Below are 16,712 nucleotides of genomic sequence, written 5' to 3'. Positions count from 1 at the left end.
CTCACCTCAGCCGGCGGAGCGGGCGGTGGCGGTGACCGCCGAGCCCACCCGGTCGACGAGCAGTGCCATCTCGTAGCCGATACGGCCGATGTCATGGCTCTTGTTGGCCAGAACCGCCAGGTGCGAACCATTTCCGACGCTCATCACCAGCAGGTAGCCGCGCTGCATCTCGACGATCGACTGCATCACCTTGCCGCCGTCGAACAGTTGCGCCGCACCGGCGGACAGGCTCGCCAGGCCCGCGGTCACCGCCGCGAGTTGTTCGGCGCGGTCCGCGGGTAGATGCGGGCTGGTCGCCTGCAGCAACCCGTCGGCCGAGACCAGCACCGCGTGCGAGACGCCGGGCACGTCCCGGGTGAAGCGGGCGACCAGCCAGTTCAGATTCTCGTCTGTGGGGTGCGCGTTGCTCATTCGAGGCCTCCGTCGTTGTACTGGATCTCGGCACGGCCACTGCGGACGCCGCTGAGATGTCGGGTCAAGTTGTTGCGGATCTCCTCGGGATCGCGGGCGCCCGCTTCCTCGGCCGGTGCCAGTCCGCCGGGCACCAGCTGTGCGCCCGGTTTACGGATCGGCAGTCCACCGGAGGTGCGTGCGGAGGTCGGTGGCTTGTCCGCACTGGCCGCCGCCGTCCATCCCGCGTCGCCGGGGGAGCTCCATGATGCCCCGTTCGACGCGGATTCGCTTGCGGCTGTGGAAGGTTCGACGAGCCACTCGGAAACCATGCGCTGATAGATCGGTGTCGGCGCCTCACCGTTGACCGGCTGCAACCTGGTCGAGGAGGTGGGCACGGGGTCCGCAGCGGTGTCCTCGACGGGCTCGGTGGACTCGGGTGGTGCTTCGTCGAGTGGCTGGAGGCGCGCGGGCTGCTCGTCGACCGGTTGCACGACGGCGGACGGGTTCTCCTCGGAGCGGTCGTCGTCCGAGCCACTGCCGTCGAGCGAATGGAGGCCGGCCGACCGGGCCGTGTCCGTGCCGGAGTTCGAGCCGCTGCCGTCGAACCGGTGGAGATCGGCCGAGGGCGCCGGATCGCGGCGATCGTCGAGTGGTCCCGGGTGGGATCGCTGTGTCGCGTCGTCGGTGTCGGCGCGGCTGCCGCTCGACCGTTGTGGGAGGGCCGACGGTGTCGCGTCGGCCGGGTCGCGGCGACCCTCGGAAGGCCGCGGGTCGGGCGAGGCCGGACCGCTGTCGAGCGAGCGCGGGTCGACCGCATCGGTGCGAGCGCCGCCGAGCGGTTGCAGGCGAACGGGAGCGGCCGGGCCCTGCGCCGGACGCCCGTTCGAATCGTGCTGCGGCGCTTCGTCGGAGCGGTTGCGGGTCGGTAGGGGCCAGGCGGCCGTCGGCGGACCCGTGGTCGGCCGGACAGGCGGTGGAACCTGCCAGGACGCCGACGGGGTGCGCTGGGGAAGCCCGGTGGACTCGGCCTTCGGCTCGGGTAGGTCCTCGACCGGGTGTTCGGCCCACAGCCCGCTCGGCGTCTCCTCGATCGGCTCCGATTCCGGCGCTGCCGACGTAACCCGTTGCGGCAAACCTGCCTTGGTGAGCGGCGCACGGTATTCGCTCGCGTCGTAGGCGCCGGTGGTCGAACCGTACTGCGGCGGCACCAGCGGGTTCGCCACCGGATTCAGCGGATTCGGTGCGCCGACCGGCATGACCGGATTGGGTCCGGTGATGTCGGCGGCCGTGAGCGCCGACGGGACAAGCGGATTCGGTCCGGTCGACACCAGCGGATTGGGCCCGGTGGCCGGACCCGACGAGGGCGGCGGGGGAGCGACGAGCGCACTGGGCAGATGCACGCTCGCGGTGATGCCCGGTTGCGGTGCCGAACCGTTGGTGCGGCGCAGGCTCACGGTGATGGTGTGCCGCTTGGCGAGCCTGCCGACCACGAAAAGACCCATCCGGCGGGCGGTTTCGATGGTCACCTCGCCACCGGAGGCGAGGCGTTCGTTGGTGGTGCGCAGATCATCGGCCGACATGCCGAGGCCGCGGTCGGTGATCTCGATCAGGTACCCACCGTCGACGGCCCGGCCCACGATCACCGCCACCGAGGTGCTCGGCGGCGAGTAGCGCAGCGCGTTGTCGATGAGCTCGGCGAGCAGGTGCTCGATGTCGACGGCCGACTCACCGGCGACCACGCCGTCGGGCACATTCCCGATCTCGACGCGCTGGTAGTCCTCCACCTGCGACACCGCACTCCAGAGCATGTCCGACAGGGGGACCGGCGGCAGATGACCGCGGCGCAGCGCCGTACCGGCGAGCACGAGCAGGTTGTCGCCGTTGCGGCGCATGCGGGTGGCGAGGTGGTCGAGGCGGAACAGGGTCTGCAGGCGCGAGGGGTTGTCCTCGTCGTGCTCGAGTTCCTCGATGAGCGCGAGCTGCTGCTCGACCAGCGACTGGCTGCGCCGCGACAGCGTCTCGAACATGTTGCCGATCTGCAGGCGCAGCCGCGCCTGGTCGGCGGCCAGGTTGAGGGCCTGCTCGTGCATCTCGTCGACGGCGCGGGCGAGCTGACCGATCTCGTCGGTGGAGTGCACACCAACCGGCGCGATCTCGGGGGTCGCGCCGCCGCTGCGCACCACGGCGAGTTCGTCGGGCAGCTTCACGTGCGCCACCTCGAGCGCGTCGCGGCGCAGCCTGCGCACCGGCACGACCAGCGTGCGCGCCACCGCGAGCGCCAGCGCCAGACCGGAGAGCAGCATGCCGAGCACCAGGGTGGCCTCACGCAGCGCGGCGGTCTGGGCGTTCGAGGTGTTGAGGTCGAGGGTCTTGTCGATCTCGTCGAGCAGACCGGAGATGGTCGCCGCGTAGGTGTCGGCGCTGACCTGCAGGGTGTTGAGCACCGCCGCGTTGGTCGTCGGGTCGCCGTTGTTCTGGCTGAACACGCTGATCCTGGTCTGGACCGCGTCGAGCAGCGAGGCCATGCTGCCCGCGTTGCCGGGCAGGATCATCGCGTAGGTCTTGATCATGGTCTGCTCGGAACCGAGCTCGACCAGCATTCGCGCGCGAGCGCTCTGGCTCGTTCCCGCGTCGGGCGACACGACGAGCGTGCGTTCCCGGGTGAGCACCCGCCGCGCCTGGTGCAGCGCGGTGAGCTGCAGGAAGTAGCGCTGCACGACGTAGTCCTCGACCACCGGGGTCTTGGCGAGGGCGTTGCCGATGCGTTCGCCGATCTCGTCGGTCTGTTCGCCGACCATCGCGGGCGAACCGCTGCGCACCGTATTGCGCAGCGTGGCGCCGGTGGTGGTCGCGGCGGTGAGTTCGTCGGCGACGGCCCGATCGATGCTCGCCATGCGCAGCGCGCTCTGTACCTCGGCGAGGGCTTGGTCGTAGGTGGTGAGCGCGGCGTCGGTCTGTGGGTCGGCGATCGCACCCCAGTTGGCGGTCGCGGCAACGGCGAGTTGTTCGGTGGCGGTGGCGAATTTGACGACGGGCCGGATGACGGCGGCCTGTTCGGTCGCCGCACCGAGTTGGGTCATGGTCTCGAGTTCGGCATTGATGCGCAGCACGGCGAACGTGGTCGCGAGCATCACCGGCAGCACGAGAACCACACCGACCTTGCGCGTTACCGACCAGTTCGACAGGCTGAATTGCCAGGAGCGCGATGCAGGTTCCATCCGCGTGCGTTGCCTCTGCTTCCACGTGTGACCCCGGCCCGCGCGGGGGAGGTCGCGGACCGATGCGAGCGCAGAACCAACTGAAGGTCTTCTTTTATCGCAGGAAAGATACCGTGCCGGGTGGTCAACGGCAATCCGGGCAGGACGGCCCGAAATCGCCGAATATGTGCTGACGCAACGCCGACCACCGCCACCCTCTCAGTACGTTCTCAGTCGCTGACGGCAAACTGAGCACATGCGCATTCTGGTTGTCGACGACGATCGTGCGGTGCGGGAATCACTGCGCCGATCACTGAGCTTCAACGGCTACACCGTCGACCTGGCCGTCGACGGCATGGACGCTTTGGAGAAAGTCACAACAGCCAGGCCCGATGCGCTCGTTCTGGATGTGATGATGCCCCGTCTGGACGGCCTGGAAGTGTGCCGCCGGCTGCGCAGTACCGGCGATGATCTGCCGATTCTCGTTTTGACCGCGCGCGATTCGGTCTCCGAACGCGTGGCCGGGCTCGATGCGGGTGCCGACGATTATTTGCCGAAGCCTTTCGCGCTGGAGGAATTGCTCGCGCGTTTACGCGCTTTGCTGCGCAGGCGGGCACCCGATCTCGGCGAAGCATCCGAAGCGATGGTGTTCGCTGATCTGTCGCTGGACCCGGTGACTCGCGAAGTTTCGCGCGGCGAACGTTCGATCAGCTTGACTCGTACCGAGTTCTCGCTGCTGGAGATGTTGATGGCCAATCCCCGCCGGGTGCTCACCCGGGGGCGGATCCTGGAAGAGGTGTGGGGTTACGACTTTCCCACCTCCGGCAACGCGCTCGAGGTCTACATCGGCTATTTGCGGCGCAAAACCGAGGCCGACGGCGAGGAACGCTTGATCCACACCGTGCGCGGCGTCGGGTACGTGCTGCGCGAGACCCCTCCCTAGGCCGCGGGCATGGCTCACAAGGAACCGGTGGTCGCCGGCCTCGGCCGACCGCTCGACCCCGGCGAGATGCGCCCACCGATGCCGCTCACGCGCTCGGTGTCGCTGCGCTGGCGGGTCACCCTGCTTGCCGCCTCGGTGGTGCTGATCGCGGTGGCCGTCACCTCGATCGCGGCCTACGCGATGGTCGCGCGCGCCCTCTACGCCGATGTCGACGCCCAGCTCGAGGCGCGTGCGGCGACCATGATCAACAACAATTTCGAGTCGATCGGGTTCCAGTCGATCGTGCTCGCCGGGTTGTACTCCAACGAGGTCGGCGTCGCGCTGATCTATGCCGATCACAAGCCGTATATGCCGCCGCAGCAGACGATTCCGCCGGTCGGCGCTCAGGAGCTGGCGGTGGCCGACGGCAAGCTCAACTCCTCGCTGCGCACCGTCGGTGACCAGCGCGTCCTTGCGGCGCGCACGCACAGCGGCGCCACGCTCATCATCTCCCAGAAGCTCTACCGCACCCGCGAGGTGCTCGACCGGCTGGCGTGGCTGCTGTTCGTCGTCGGCGCCTGCGGTGTAGTGCTCGCCGCCGCGGCCGGTACCGCCGTCGGCCGCACCGGTCTTCGCCCGATCGCGCGCCTGACCGCCGCGACCGAGCGGGTCGCGCGCACCGACGACCTCACCCCCATCCCGGTCACCGGCGACGACGAATTGGCCAGGCTCACCGAGAGTTTCAACACCATGCTGCGCGCCCTGGCCGAGTCCCGTGACCGGCAGCGCCGTCTGGTCGCCGACGCCGGACACGAGCTGCGCACCCCGCTCACCTCGCTGCGCACCAATATGGAACTGCTCATCGCCTCCAGCAGGCCGGGTGCGCCACGGGTGCCCGACGAGGACATGGTCGAGCTGCGAGCCGACGTGGTCGCCCAGATCGAGGAGCTGTCGACGCTCGTCGGCGACCTCGTCGACCTGGCCCGCGAGGACGCCCCGGAAACCGTCTACGAGCGGGTGGATCTCGGCGAAGTGGCCGAGCGGGCGCTGGAACGCGCGCGGCGGCGTCGCGCGGGCATCACCTTCGTCGCCGACCTGCGCCCGTGGTTCGTCTACGGCCACGAGGCAGGCTTGGAACGCGCGGTGCTCAATGTGCTCGACAACGCGGCCAAGTGGAGCCCGCCCGACGCGGTCGTGCGGATCACCATGCGCCCCGCGGGCCCGGGACTGCTGGAACTCGCCGTCGCCGACGCGGGTCCCGGCATTCCGCCGGGCGAACGCGAGCTGGTGTTCGAACGCTTCTACCGGACCACCGCGTCCAGGTCGATGCCCGGTTCCGGGCTCGGCCTCGCGATCGTGAAACAGGTGGTGACCAAGCACGGCGGAACCATCGCCATCGACACCTCCGATCGGGGCGGCGCCCTGGTCCGCATCGTCCTGCCCGGTGAGGCGGCGCCCGTGGCAGTGGAACCGGACGAGGCGTCGTGAACCGAGTCTCGGGCAACTGACGGGCCGGTCTCAGGCGCTTCTCAGTAGCCGTCGCCAAGCTTGTCGGCAAGCGTGAGAGAAGGTGACCATGAACGACGATCCCCAGCAGCGGCCCGCCGACCACCCCCTCGGCGGCCACGGCCCGGGACAGGCGGATCACCCCGCCACCGTGCCGGGTAGCCACCCGTATGGGCCCGCGCAGCACGGCTACGGACCCCAGCCGTACCCCCAGCAGCCCTACACCGCCCCGCCCGCGGCCCCGCGAAAGCCGTTGCGGCTCGGGTTGATCGCGGGAGCCACCGCGCTGGCGCTGGTGAGCGGCGGCGTCGGCGGTGTGGTCGGCGTGCTCGCCGCCGACTCCGATCCGGCGCCGGTGACCAACGCGCTGGAGGCGCCACGACCCGAGGTGAACAACGCCGCCAACGCGCCCGCCGGGTCGACCCAGGCGGTGGCGCAGCGGGTGCTGCCCAGCGTGGTGATGATCAAGGTCGCGGGCACCCGCGCCTCCGGTGAGGGATCGGGGGTCGTGCTGTCCTCGGACGGGCTGATCCTGACCAACAACCACGTCGCCGCGGGTGCCGGATCGGGGGCGAAGATGGAGGTGGTGTTCAGCGACGGCAGCACCGCGCCCGCCACCATGATCGGCGCCGACCCGGTGTCCGACCTGGCTGTCATCAAGGCCGACAAGACCGGCCTCACCCCGATCGAACTGGGCACCTCCGACGGACTCGCGGTCGGCCAGCCGGTGATCGCGATCGGTTCGCCGCTCGGCCTGGCAGGCACCGTCACCACGGGCATCGTCTCGGCGCTCAACCGGCCCGTCTCGACCAGCGGTGAGGGCACACCGAGCCAGGTGAACCCGGTCATCGACGCGATCCAGACCGACGCCGCGATCAACCCGGGCAACTCCGGCGGCGCCCTCGTCGACGGCCAGGGCAAGCTCATCGGCATCAACACCGCCATCGCCAGTCTCGGCGGTGAGATGACGGGCGCGCAGAGCGGATCCATCGGCCTCGGCTTCGCCATCCCGGTCGACCAGGCGCGCCGCGTGGCCGACGAACTCATCAAGACCGGTAAGGCCACCTACGCCCAGATCGGGATCAAACTGCGTCCGCTCGACACGGCCGCCCGGGTGCTCGAGGCGACCCCGGACGGGCCCGCCGCCAAGGCGGGCATCCCCGCGGGCGCGATCATCACCCGCCTCGACGACCGGCCCATCGATTCCGGCGACGCGCTGATCGCCGCCGTCCGTTCCCGCCAGCCAGGAGACACCGTGAAGATCACCTACACCGACGAACAGGGCGGAAACGCCGAGACCGTGGACGTCACGCTCACGGCCGCCGCGGCGGAGAGCGGCCGATGATGCGATCGAACGCGGCACTGTCGTGCGTAGGCGCTACGGTGATGACCATGGACATCGATGCTCCCGTGGCAGGGCGGGCACTTGTAGTGGTCGTCGACGACCGGACGGCGCACGGCGGCGTCGACTCGCTCGGCCCGCTCGTCACCGAATTGCTCAACGAAGCGGGCTTCCTGGTCGACGCCTCGGTGACCGTGCAGGCCGACGAGGTCGAGATCCGCAACGCGCTCAACACCGCCGTCATCGGCGGTGTGGACCTGGTGATCTCGGTCGGCGGTACGGGTATGTCGCCGCGTGATGTCACCCCCGAGGCCACCGCCCAGGTGCTCGACCGGGAACTGCCCGGCATCACCGAGGCGCTGCGCGCGTCGGGCCGCGTGGCCGGGTCGCTCGACGCGGGTCTGTCGCGTGGGGTCTCCGGCATTTCCGGCAGCACCCTCGTGGTGAACCTGCCGGGCACCCGCTCGGCGGTGCGCGACGGGATGGCCACCCTCGGCCCGCTGGCGAGCCGGGTGATCGGCGAACTCTCCGGTCTGGACGAGTGATTCGATGAACGCGTCGGACAGCACATCGCCCGAGGAGCGCGAGGCCGCGCGGCGCAAGGCCGCCGAGGCGGCCCGGCTCGCGCGGATCTTCGGCGATGTGCTGCCCGAAACCACCGCTGACGAGCGCGGCGACGGTTCGCGCGGTTCCGATGACGACGAGTGGCTGCGTTCTCAAATACCGCCGCACCACGGGTGACCGCCCCGTTATCTGCCTTTCCCGCTACGTGATAGCCAACCGGGGTTAATCCAGTATTAACCCATTGCGAAGCGGCCACATTTTCCGAGGACCACACTTCATGTGTGGTCCTTTGTCGTATAAGCGACGGTTTGCGGTCCGGGAAGCGGAGCTGTTCATCCCACTTGACAAACCCGAAGCTCAGGGCATTTATGCATGTCAAAGCATGTGGCGATGTATGAACTTGTGCCGGGTGTCACAGTGAAATTTACGAACTCTACGGTTGCTGGAACTAGAACGCAGCGTTTAATGTTCGCCATCCAGACCCACCACAATCGGTCCCCGCAGTACTCAACTTCTGTGCGTTGAACATCCGGTGCAGCCCTACCCTCGGGTAGCTCCGCCGACCCCGGCCGTATCGCCGAAATAACAGTCGGTTACGTAACGGCAACAAAGGGGCGACACACTGAGCTGGGCCTGTGAGGTCCACCCGTCCGGTCACGAAAGTCGAGACCGGCTGTTAGAGAACACTGATGAGGGGAAGTATGAGCGAGAACCGCACCACCGGTGTGCGCCGCGGCGCCCGTGCCGCGGGCGTCGGCGCTGCCGCGGCCGCCATGGCCATCGGCCTGCTGTCGACCGGTGCCGCCAACGCAGACACCTTCGTACCGTTGCCGGACGGTCAGAAGGCAGGCCCCGGGGTGACCATCACCCGTACCGGCGAGCACGCCCTGATTTCGCCGTCGATGGCGGCCAACGGCGCAGGTCGCGTCGTGTGGGTCTCGGGCTCGGCCATCGCCGACGTCACCGCGACCCCCGAGGGCGAGGCGGGCCCCTGGAACGGCCCGAGTGGCCGCGACGGCTCCAACAACTCCTCCACCCACGGCACCTCCCAGCTGAACACCGGCTACATCGTCGGTTGCCAGGTGAGCATCGCCGACGACGCGATCGGCGCCGGTGTGTCCGGTGGCGTGAGCACCGGTGGCGTCAGCGCCGGCGGTTCGATCGGCGTGAACCTCGGCCCGGGTGAGGTCAAGTTCGTGCAGATCAGCTCGAAGGACATCCTCAAGGCGGGCGTCTACGCGATCGATTACCAGGACGCGGAAATCGAGATCCAGGGCTGCGCCGGCTACGCGCAGGCCCGGGCCTACACCGTGGTCGAGATCATCGGCGACCACTACTCGAAGACCACCCTGTACGGCGCGCCGTTCAGCATCGGCTGACATCGCTCGAGCCTGTACGAATCCTCTTCTCGCTACGGCGATCTCACTCCTCGAGGGACAAATCCTATGATCAACCGTAAGTTCATGGCGCGGATGGCGGGCGTCGGCGCCGCGGCCACCGTGGCTGTCGGCCTGTTCTCCACGGGCGCGGCCAACGCCGATACCTTCGTGCCGCTGCCGGGCGGCCACATCACCAAGACGCTGTCGGACGGCACCGTCGTCGACATCAGCCTGGTCGGCGAGTCCGCGCTCATCAGCCCGTCGATGGGTTCCACCCCGGTCCACCGCAACGCGTGGGTCTCCGGTAGCGCCCAGGTCAGCGTCTCCGACGGTGGCAGCGGCAAGATCTACCCGGGTTACACCGTCGGTTGCCAGGTGAACATCGCCGGTGGCGGTGTCTCCGGTGACGGCTCGGTCGAATCCGACTGGGAAGGCAACGCCTCCGGTGGCATCGGCACCGGCGGCGAGCTCTCGCTCGGCCCCGGCCAGGCGAAGTCGTTCTACGTTCTCGACATCGAGAAGGCCGACGACTACGGCAACGAATCGCACAGCAAGAACAACAAGTTCAAGAACGGCAGTGGCTCGGTGACCTGGTCGGACACCACCATCGGCCTGTCCGGCTGCGCCGGCTACGCGCAGGCTCGTGCCTTCGTGAGCGTCGAGGTCGAGACCGACAATGTGATCAGCTGGGTCACCCTGTGGGGCCAGCCCTTCAGCCTCGGCTGATCTGTTGTCCCGCCTCCCCGCGAATTCAGGCCAGACCTGGGCGCGGGGAGGCTTGCGTCGGCGGCCAGACCAGGATGGTGGCGGGGTCAGCCCGTCCCCGGCGAGTTACCCATGTTGGTGCGAGATCAGCTGATCGGTAAGCGAAAGGGCCCGTGCGTGTGCACGGGCCCTTTCGGCGTTCGCTGGACATAGCCAAGGGCTCTCATTATGTTTGTTGCGAATCGACCGTACTCACGGTCGAATTCATCCGCGTTTCGTTCGCCGTTCGGCTGAGCTCGCGCCGTTCGGCGATCGCCGGCTTCTCGATCCACCTCCCGGCATGGCTGTCTGTACAGCCGGGTCCGGGCGCATCACAGATAGCGACCTCGACGGTCGAGGTCGATCTTGCGTACACCTCGAGGGGAACAATGAGCGAGAACCGCACCAACCGCGTGCGTCGCGGTGCCTGGAGCGCAGGCGCCGCGGTGGCGGTGTCGATCGGCCTGCTGTCGGCCGGTGCCGCCGACGCCGATACCTTCGTGCCGCTGCCCGACGGTCATAAGGCAGGCCCCGGTCTGAGCATCACCCGCGTGGGCGAGAAGGCGACCATCTCGCCCTCGCTCGCCGCCAACGGCGCGGGCCGGGTGGCCTGGGTGAGCGGCAGCGTCGTGGCCGACGTCCAGCAGACACCCGAGGGCGAGCCCGGGCCGTGGAATGGTCCGTCCGGTCGTCCCGGCTCCAATAATTCGTCCACCCACGGCACTTCGCAGCTCAATACCGGTTACATCGTCGGTTGCCAGGTGAGCATCGCCGACGACGCGATCGGTGCCGGTGTGTCCGGTGGCGTGAGCACCGGTGGCGTCAGCGCCGGTGGTTCGATCGGGCTCAACCTGGGCCCGGGTGAGGTCGCGTTCGCGCAGATCAGTTCGAAGGACATCACCAAGCCCGGCGTCTACGCCATCGACTACCAGGACGCCGAGATCCAGGTGCAGGGCTGCGGCGGTTACGCCCAGGCCCGCGCGTACACGGTGGTCGAGATCATCGGCGACCACTACTCCAAGACCACGCTCTACGGCATGCCGTTCAGCATCGGCTGAGCCGGACGACCGCCGAAAATCCTGCCAGCTCGATCGAATTCACCCTCGAGGGGTCTACTGAGATGATCAATCGCAAGAGTATGACGCGGGCGGCGGGCGTGGCTGCCGCCGTGTCCTGCACCATCGGGCTGTTCTCCGTCGGCGCCGCCCATGCCGACACCTTCGTGCCGCTGCCCGGCGGCGAGATCACCAAGACGCTGTCGGACGGCACCGTCGTGAACATCAAGATGGTCGGCGAATCGGCAACCATCAGTCCGTCGATGGGTTCGACTCCGGTGCACCGCAACGCGTGGGTGTCGGGTAGTGCCCAGGTGTCGGTGTCCGGTGGTGGTGACGCGTCGGGCGGCAAGATCTACCCCGGCTACACCGTCGGCTGCCAGGTGAACATCGCCGGTGGTGGTGTGAGCGGAGAGGGCGAGGGTGCGGTCGATGACCAGGGCAATCCTTCCGCCGGCATCGGCACCGGTGGTGAACTGTCGCTCGGCCCGGGCCAGGCGCAGTCGTTCTACGTGCTCGATCTCGAGAAGGCCGACGACTACGGCAACGAATCGCATTCCAAGAACAACAAATTCAAGGGTTCCAACGGCTCGGTGACCTGGGCCGACGAAACCATCGGCCTGTCCGGCTGCGGCGGGTACGCGCAGGCGCGCTCGTTCGTGAGTGTGGAGGTCGAGACCGACAATGTCATCAGCTGGGTGACGCTGTGGGGTCAGCCCTTCAGCCTCGGCTGATCGTGGTCGGGGGCCGCTCTCTTCCGGGCGGCCCCCAATTCCCTTGCGCGGTCCGAGGTTCGGTGTTCGGCGGCATCGCGCTCATTGTCGGAGCGTCAGTGGAACACCACGGTGAGCGCCGTGCGTAAGGACGCTCCGGCCACCGCGGTCGCGTACTCGGTGGCCAGCGCGACGAGTACCACCCGCTCCGCTCGTCGATCGGCGGTCGCGGTGACGAGCACGACCGCGGCATCTTTCGCCAGAGTGCGTGCCGGTGCGTCGGTACCCGACCCGCCGACGTCGTCGACGCCGACCACATCCACGCGGTCGCCCGCGCGCAGCACCTCGGCCACCGCCGAATCGGCCAATCGGATCGGGACGATGCGGGCGTCGTCGGTGCCCGCCGCAGCCGCGGCCAGGCGAGGGCCGACCACCCGCAGATCGGTGAACGTCTCACCCGCGCGCATGGCGCCGGTGAGGGTCGCACCGAGCAGGGGAGCGGTGTCGGCGGCGAAACCGGTGGGCAGAGTTCGGCTTTCGTGGTGATCGACCCGCACATCGTCGGCGGTGAGTACCCGTCCGGGTGACAGATCGTGGGCGGCGACCACCACCGGTTGCCGTGCCCCACCCGGGTCGCCGCGCACGAACAGGACGACGGCGACAACGGCGAGCGCGGCGGCAACGATGCGCCGCGCCAGCAGGGCATCGGCCCAGGCGGGGCGATTACCGAGGGCGAAGCGCCAGGAGCTGCCACGTCCCAGGTCGGCAAGGCTGCGAGTCATGCCCGAAGCCTAGGAACGCGGCGACAGCACCGACAACGGCGAAAAGCCCGCCTGTGGACAACTCGGGGGTGTGGAGAACTTTTCGCTCAGCTCGCGGCGGCGGGAGCGGCGGCGGGAGCGGCGGCGCTCGAGGTCGACCCGCTCGCGGACGACCCGCTCGACGAGGAGCTGCCGTTGCCGTCCGAGGACTTCGCCGGCTCGCTCGCGGTGGACGCGCCACCACGGCTGTCGGTGCGGTAGAAACCGCTGCCCTTGAACACAATCCCGACCGAGTTGAACAGCTTCCGCAGCTTCCCCGTGCACTGCGGGCATTCCGTCAGTGAATCCTCGGAGAAGGACTGAACGATGTCGAAGCGGTTGTCACACTCGGTGCACGCGTACGAATAAGTTGGCACAGGATCCTCCGCAAGTCTCGTCGATCTAGCACTCTACCGCCGACACTGCCAACCTCGCCAATCGCCTTTTCATTCCGCCGCTCACGCGCGGGGATCACTCAGCTCGCTCAGGCCCGCCTCGGGCGTCAACGCCCAGCCCATCCGATGGTCGTGCGGTTCCTCGGGCAACTCGACCACCAGCTCCACGTCCCGGACCACCGCGATCAACCGTGCGCCCGCACTCGCCAGGCCGAGGGTGCGGTCGTAGTACCCGGCGCCGCGCCCGAGGCGCACACCGCGCCGATCGACCGCGAGCGCCGGGACGAGGATCGTGGCTGCCTCGGCGACCACCGGTGGCGGCAACGTCTCGGTGATCGGTTCGAGCAGGCCGTAGCGCGCGGGACGCAGCGAATCGGCGCCCGCGTAGCGCGCCCAGCTCAGCGGTCCCGGCTCTCCGGTGACGGGCAGCAACACTGTGGCGCCGCGCTCTCGCAGCGCATCGAGCATGCGTAGATCGCCCGGCTCGGTCTTCGTCGGCACGTAGGCGCACACCACCTCATCGGCCCCGGCCAGCAGGGCCGCGGTGGCCGCGAGGGCACTCGCCTCACGGGCGTGTTCGGCGGGTCCCACGGCGGCCCGGGTGGCCAGGATCTCACGTCGCCACGCATATTTCGTGCGCTCACCGGGCATCTCCACAGCGACCACCCTAAGCTCTTGCCGACGCCGGATCGTCGCGACGGGCGATCGGACGGCACGCTGAATGGATAGGGTATGCGCATGACAGACAAGACTTCCGGTTTCCGCACTGCGGTTGTCCCCGCGGCCGGACTCGGAACGCGGTTTCTGCCTGCGACCAAAACGGTGCCCAAGGAACTGCTGCCGGTAGTCGACACGCCCGGCATCGAACTGGTCGCCGCCGAGGCCGCGGATTCCGGTGCCGACCGCCTCGTGATCGTCACCTCGCCGGGCAAGGACGGCGTGGTCGCCCACTTCGTCGAGGACCTCGTCCTGGAGAGCACCCTCGCCGAGCGCGGCAAGTTCGCGCTGCTCGAGAAGGTGCGCAAGGCGCCGGGCCTGCTCGACGTCACCTCCGTGGTGCAGGAGGAGCCGCTCGGTCTCGGTCATGCCGTCGCCCAGGCCGAGCCCGTCCTCGACGCCGACGAGGACGCGATCGCGGTGCTGCTGCCCGACGACCTCGTGCTGCCGTGCGGCGTGCTCGAGACGATGAGCCGGGTCCGTCGGGAGCGCGGCGGCACCGTGCTGTGCGCGATCGATGTGCCGAAGTCGCAGGTCAGCGCCTATGGCGTGTTCGACGTGGAAGACCTGGCCGAAGGCGCGGAGGCCGATGTGCTCCGGGTGCGCGGCATGGTCGAGAAGCCCGACCTGGCCGACGCGCCGTCGACGCTGGCCGCCGCCGGTCGCTACCTGCTCGACCGCGCGATCTTCGACGCCCTGCGCCGTATCGAGCCCGGCGCGGGCGGCGAGTTGCAGCTCACCGACGCCATCGCCCTGCTCATCGCCGAGGATCACCCGGTCCATGTGGTCGTCCATCGTGGGTCGCGCCACGATTTGGGCAACCCGGGCGGTTATCTTCGAGCTGCCGTCGATTTCGCCCTCGAGCGGGACGAATACGGGCCGCAACTGCGCGAGTGGCTGAAGTTCCGGCTCAGCCCGGAATGGGACCCGCAAGCGCCGGTCGCGTAAAACGATGGGAACCGGCGAAGCCGTCGCCGATACACACAGGAGCTCGATGCGCTCGGTTGAGGATCAGCTGATCAAGGTCACCGCGGCAGCGGTCGCGCCCCGGCCGGTCCGGGTGGCGATTTCCGAGGCCCAGGGTTTGCTGTGCGCCGAGGACGTGGTCACCGAGCGGCCGCTGCCCGGCTTCGACCAGGCCGCCATCGACGGTTACGCGGTGCGCAGTGTCGATGTGAGCGCCGCCGGTGCCGAGGTGCGCGACGAAGAGGGCGAACTCATCGACCTCACCCTGCCGGTGGTCGGTGAGGTGGTCGCGGGTTCGCGTCAGCCGATCCGTCTGCAACCGAGGCAGACGGTGCGCGTCGACACCGGCGCGCCCATGCCGACGCTGGCCGACGCGGTGCTCCCGGTCGATTTCACCGACGGCGGCCGGGCCAGGATCAAGGTGTTCGAACCGGTCCGCTCCGGCGATTACGTGCGCCGCGTGGGCGACGACGTACAGCCCGGTGACGTGGCGGTTCGCGCCGGAACCATCATCGGCGCGGCCCAGGTGGGCCTGCTCGCCGCCGTCGGCCAGGACAAGGTGCTGGTGCATCCGCGCCCCCGGCTGTCGGTGATCTCCATCGGTGGCGAGCTGATCGATATCGACCGCACACCCGGCCCCGGCCAGGTCTACGACGTGAACTCCTACGCACTGGCCGCCGCCGCACGTGACGCGGGCGCCGACGTGAACCGGGTGGGCATCGTCAGCGCCGACCCGCGCCGCCTGCGAGATGTGGTCGAAGGTCAGCTGGTGCGCTCGGAGGTCGTGGTGATCGCGGGCGCGGTCGGCGGCTGGGCCTCGGAGCAGGTGCGCGAGGCGCTCGACGGACTCGGCGAGCTCGAAGTGGACCGGGTGGCCATGCATCCCGGGTCCGTCCAGGGCTTCGGCCGGCTCGGGCGCGACGAGGTGCCGACCTTCCTGCTGCCGTCGAACCCGGTGAGCGCGCTCGTGGTGTTCGAGGTGATGGTTCGGCCGCTGATCCGCATCGCACTCGGGCGGCGTCAGCCGATGCGGCGAATCGTCAACGCGCGCACCATCACTCCCATCACCTCGATGCCGGGCCGCAAGGGCTACCTGCGCGCCCAGTTGCTGCGCGACGAGGCCACCGGTGACTATCTGGTGCAGCCGCTGGGCAACGGCAACGGCGGCTCCTCGCACCTGCTCGCGACGCTGGCCGAGGCCAACAGCCTGATCGTGGTCGAACCCGACGACACCGATTTCCGCACCGGTGACGAGGTGCGGGTCGCGTTCCTGGCGCAGCGCGGCTGAGAAGTGGAGTCCATGAACGTCTTCCGGGCCGGTCAGCATCCCGGGTGGCCTGCTCGTCTCGGTCCGGTGATCGTGGCGGGCGGCCAGGTCACCTTGCGGCCGGTGCGTTTTCGCGACGCGGCCGCCTGGAGCCGGATCCGGCTGCGCGACCGCGACCACCTCGAACCGTGGGAACCGACCGGCCGCGGCAGTTGGGAGGCGCGCAATCATGCCTCCAACTGGCCGTCGCTGTGGACGAGCTTGAAGGCCGAGGCGCGGCGCGGGGCGATGATTCCGCTGGTCATCGAGGTCGACGGGCAGTTCAGCGGGCAGCTCACCATCGGCAATATCGTGCGTGGGGCGCTGCGGTCGGCCTGGATCGGGTACTGGGTGGCCAAGGATCTGGGCGGCCAAGGGGTGGCGACGGCGGCGCTCGGGCTCGGGCTCGACCACTGCTTCGGGCCGGTCGGCCTCCACCGGGTGGAAGCCACAGTGCGGCCGGAAAACCTTGCCAGCCAAGCCGTTCTGCGCAACGTCGGGTTCCGGGAAGAGGGTTTGCTGCGTCGTTACCTCGACGTCGACGGCGCCTGGCGTGATCACCTGCTGGTGGGCTTGACTGTCGAAGAGGTCATGGGCACCGTCGTAGATCGCCTGGTCAGGGAGGGTCGAGCGGCGCTGCCGTGAAAATTCTGTTACTCATGTGGCAGGTGTGCACGGCGCGCCTGCCACACGGGCGCGCGTGCCCGAATTAA

The 16,712-nt window shown here is 68.9% G+C and carries 17 protein-coding genes; 12 read left to right on the top strand and 5 right to left on the bottom strand.

Annotation, left to right across the window (positions count from 1 at the left end; all coding sequences use genetic code 11):
- Positions 1–6: 6 nt before the first annotated feature.
- Both AB0I19_RS13400 and AB0I19_RS13395 read right to left on the bottom strand, forming a co-directional pair.
- The gene (locus AB0I19_RS13400; RefSeq protein ID WP_357148187.1) at positions 7–411 is read right to left on the bottom strand and encodes a roadblock/LC7 domain-containing protein; all 405 of its coding nucleotides are present in this window, start codon (positions 409–411) and stop codon (positions 7–9) included.
- Positions 408–3,611, bottom strand: coding sequence for an ATP-binding protein (locus AB0I19_RS13395; RefSeq protein WP_357148184.1), 3,204 nt, complete (start codon positions 3,609–3,611; stop codon positions 408–410). Before AB0I19_RS13395 ends, AB0I19_RS13400 begins: the two co-directional genes overlap by 4 nt.
- A gap of 235 nt (positions 3,612–3,846) precedes the next feature.
- Between AB0I19_RS13395 and AB0I19_RS13390 the strand changes: the two genes are divergently transcribed.
- From AB0I19_RS13390 to AB0I19_RS13350, 9 genes are all read left to right on the top strand, one after another.
- Positions 3,847–4,533: a response regulator transcription factor gene (locus tag AB0I19_RS13390; RefSeq protein ID WP_067485428.1), complete on the top strand. Its 687-nt coding sequence runs from the start codon at positions 3,847–3,849 to the stop codon at positions 4,531–4,533.
- Positions 4,534–4,542: 9 nt separating this feature from the next.
- Entirely contained in the window at positions 4,543–6,000 is a 1,458-nt protein-coding gene (locus AB0I19_RS13385; protein WP_357148182.1) for a HAMP domain-containing sensor histidine kinase, read from the top strand.
- 88 nt (positions 6,001–6,088) lie between these two features.
- The gene (locus AB0I19_RS13380; protein ID WP_357148179.1) at positions 6,089–7,363 is read left to right on the top strand and encodes a trypsin-like peptidase domain-containing protein; all 1,275 of its coding nucleotides are present in this window, start codon (positions 6,089–6,091) and stop codon (positions 7,361–7,363) included.
- Entirely contained in the window at positions 7,363–7,905 is a 543-nt protein-coding gene (locus AB0I19_RS13375) for a MogA/MoaB family molybdenum cofactor biosynthesis protein (protein WP_181696798.1), read from the top strand. Before AB0I19_RS13380 ends, AB0I19_RS13375 begins: the two co-directional genes overlap by 1 nt.
- 4 nt (positions 7,906–7,909) lie before the next feature.
- Complete coding sequence (locus AB0I19_RS13370) at positions 7,910–8,101, top strand: hypothetical protein (RefSeq protein WP_067485436.1); 192 nt, start codon at positions 7,910–7,912, stop codon at positions 8,099–8,101.
- Between the two features lie 524 nt (positions 8,102–8,625).
- On the top strand, positions 8,626–9,303 hold the full coding sequence (locus tag AB0I19_RS13365; protein ID WP_357148176.1) for an MspA family porin: 678 nt from the start codon (positions 8,626–8,628) through the stop codon (positions 9,301–9,303).
- Positions 9,304–9,369: 66 nt separating this feature from the next.
- Positions 9,370–10,029 carry an MspA family porin gene (locus tag AB0I19_RS13360; RefSeq protein ID WP_357148174.1) on the top strand — a complete coding sequence of 220 codons (660 nt, stop codon included), beginning with the start codon at positions 9,370–9,372 and terminating at the stop codon, positions 10,027–10,029.
- A 407-nt stretch (positions 10,030–10,436) separates the two neighbouring features.
- Positions 10,437–11,105 (top strand): MspA family porin, encoded by a 669-nt coding sequence (locus AB0I19_RS13355; RefSeq protein WP_357148171.1) that lies wholly within the window; start codon positions 10,437–10,439, stop codon positions 11,103–11,105.
- 62 nt (positions 11,106–11,167) lie between these two features.
- Complete coding sequence (locus AB0I19_RS13350) at positions 11,168–11,836, top strand: MspA family porin (RefSeq protein WP_067641774.1); 669 nt, start codon at positions 11,168–11,170, stop codon at positions 11,834–11,836.
- Positions 11,837–11,931: 95 nt separating this feature from the next.
- On the opposite strand, the gene AB0I19_RS13345 is transcribed toward AB0I19_RS13350, so the two are convergent.
- From AB0I19_RS13345 to AB0I19_RS13335, 3 genes are all read right to left on the bottom strand, one after another.
- Positions 11,932–12,597 carry an SAF domain-containing protein gene (locus AB0I19_RS13345; RefSeq protein ID WP_357148167.1) on the bottom strand — a complete coding sequence of 222 codons (666 nt, stop codon included), beginning with the start codon at positions 12,595–12,597 and terminating at the stop codon, positions 11,932–11,934.
- A gap of 86 nt (positions 12,598–12,683) precedes the next feature.
- Complete coding sequence (locus AB0I19_RS13340) at positions 12,684–12,992, bottom strand: FmdB family zinc ribbon protein (protein ID WP_357148164.1); 309 nt, start codon at positions 12,990–12,992, stop codon at positions 12,684–12,686.
- A gap of 81 nt (positions 12,993–13,073) precedes the next feature.
- Positions 13,074–13,661 (bottom strand): 5-formyltetrahydrofolate cyclo-ligase, encoded by a 588-nt coding sequence (locus AB0I19_RS13335; RefSeq protein ID WP_357148598.1) that lies wholly within the window; start codon positions 13,659–13,661, stop codon positions 13,074–13,076.
- A gap of 87 nt (positions 13,662–13,748) precedes the next feature.
- On the opposite strand from AB0I19_RS13335, the gene AB0I19_RS13330 reads away from it, so the two are divergent.
- The 3 genes from AB0I19_RS13330 to AB0I19_RS13320 are packed head-to-tail and all read left to right on the top strand — an operon-like array spanning position 13,749 to position 16,644.
- Positions 13,749–14,675 carry a UTP--glucose-1-phosphate uridylyltransferase gene (locus AB0I19_RS13330; RefSeq protein ID WP_067485930.1) on the top strand — a complete coding sequence of 309 codons (927 nt, stop codon included), beginning with the start codon at positions 13,749–13,751 and terminating at the stop codon, positions 14,673–14,675.
- A gap of 46 nt (positions 14,676–14,721) precedes the next feature.
- Complete coding sequence (gene glp, locus AB0I19_RS13325) at positions 14,722–15,981, top strand: gephyrin-like molybdotransferase Glp (RefSeq protein WP_067485931.1); 1,260 nt, start codon at positions 14,722–14,724, stop codon at positions 15,979–15,981.
- A gap of 12 nt (positions 15,982–15,993) precedes the next feature.
- Positions 15,994–16,644, top strand: coding sequence for a GNAT family protein (locus tag AB0I19_RS13320; RefSeq protein ID WP_067485934.1), 651 nt, complete (start codon positions 15,994–15,996; stop codon positions 16,642–16,644).
- Positions 16,645–16,712 lie beyond the last annotated feature (68 nt).

Source organism: Nocardia sp. NPDC050413 (assembly GCF_040655475.1).
GTDB classification, from domain to species: domain Bacteria; phylum Actinomycetota; class Actinomycetes; order Mycobacteriales; family Mycobacteriaceae; genus Nocardia; species Nocardia coubleae.
The sequence above is the reverse complement of the archived record's forward strand: the minus strand, read 5'-3'. Positions and strand labels throughout refer to the sequence as shown.

What these genes read in the sequence shown, in the direction of transcription:
- AB0I19_RS13400 (WP_357148187.1), bottom strand. Translation starts at nt 411, where the DNA reads ATGAGCAACGCGCACCCCACAGACGAGAATCTGAACTGGCTGGTCGCC.
- AB0I19_RS13395 (WP_357148184.1), bottom strand. Translation starts at nt 3,611, where the DNA reads ATGGAACCTGCATCGCGCTCCTGGCAATTCAGCCTGTCGAACTGGTCG.
- AB0I19_RS13390 (WP_067485428.1), top strand. Translation starts at nt 3,847, where the DNA reads ATGCGCATTCTGGTTGTCGACGACGATCGTGCGGTGCGGGAATCACTG.
- AB0I19_RS13385 (WP_357148182.1), top strand. Translation starts at nt 4,543, where the DNA reads ATGGCTCACAAGGAACCGGTGGTCGCCGGCCTCGGCCGACCGCTCGAC.
- AB0I19_RS13380 (WP_357148179.1), top strand. Translation starts at nt 6,089, where the DNA reads ATGAACGACGATCCCCAGCAGCGGCCCGCCGACCACCCCCTCGGCGGC.
- AB0I19_RS13375 (WP_181696798.1), top strand. Translation starts at nt 7,363, where the DNA reads ATGCGATCGAACGCGGCACTGTCGTGCGTAGGCGCTACGGTGATGACC.
- AB0I19_RS13370 (WP_067485436.1), top strand. Translation starts at nt 7,910, where the DNA reads ATGAACGCGTCGGACAGCACATCGCCCGAGGAGCGCGAGGCCGCGCGG.
- AB0I19_RS13365 (WP_357148176.1), top strand. Translation starts at nt 8,626, where the DNA reads ATGAGCGAGAACCGCACCACCGGTGTGCGCCGCGGCGCCCGTGCCGCG.
- AB0I19_RS13360 (WP_357148174.1), top strand. Translation starts at nt 9,370, where the DNA reads ATGATCAACCGTAAGTTCATGGCGCGGATGGCGGGCGTCGGCGCCGCG.
- AB0I19_RS13355 (WP_357148171.1), top strand. Translation starts at nt 10,437, where the DNA reads ATGAGCGAGAACCGCACCAACCGCGTGCGTCGCGGTGCCTGGAGCGCA.
- AB0I19_RS13350 (WP_067641774.1), top strand. Translation starts at nt 11,168, where the DNA reads ATGATCAATCGCAAGAGTATGACGCGGGCGGCGGGCGTGGCTGCCGCC.
- AB0I19_RS13345 (WP_357148167.1), bottom strand. Translation starts at nt 12,597, where the DNA reads ATGACTCGCAGCCTTGCCGACCTGGGACGTGGCAGCTCCTGGCGCTTC.
- AB0I19_RS13335 (WP_357148598.1), bottom strand. Translation starts at nt 13,661, where the DNA reads ATGCCCGGTGAGCGCACGAAATATGCGTGGCGACGTGAGATCCTGGCC.
- AB0I19_RS13330 (WP_067485930.1), top strand. Translation starts at nt 13,749, where the DNA reads ATGACAGACAAGACTTCCGGTTTCCGCACTGCGGTTGTCCCCGCGGCC.
- glp (WP_067485931.1), top strand. Translation starts at nt 14,722, where the DNA reads ATGCGCTCGGTTGAGGATCAGCTGATCAAGGTCACCGCGGCAGCGGTC.
- AB0I19_RS13320 (WP_067485934.1), top strand. Translation starts at nt 15,994, where the DNA reads ATGAACGTCTTCCGGGCCGGTCAGCATCCCGGGTGGCCTGCTCGTCTC.